General features: G+C 68.4%; 1 pseudogene. It reads left to right on the forward strand.

Features of this window, described 5'->3' with window-relative positions:
• Positions 1–224, forward strand: a pseudogene (locus tag SB754_RS22900) (ABC transporter ATP-binding protein); the annotation flags it as partial.
• Positions 225–237 lie beyond the last annotated feature (13 nt).

Consider the following 237-nt stretch of genomic DNA (forward strand, 5'->3'; position numbering starts at 1 on the left):
TGCGCGAGCTGCAAGAGCGCCACCAGCTGGCCTACCTCTTCATCAGCCACGACCTGAAGGTGGTGCGCGCCCTGGCCGACGAGGTCATCGTCATGCGCGACGGCCGGGTGGTGGAGCAGGGCCCCGCCAGCCAGATCTTCGACGCCCCCGCCGAGGCCTACACCCAGGCGCTGATGAAGGCGGCCTTCGAGCTGGAGGCCGTCGAGGGCGTCGTCTCCACCTGATCTCCGTTTTCCT

The sequence above is a fragment of the Leifsonia sp. SIMBA_070 genome (assembly GCF_046534635.1).
GTDB lineage: Bacteria > Actinomycetota > Actinomycetes > Actinomycetales > Microbacteriaceae > Leifsonia.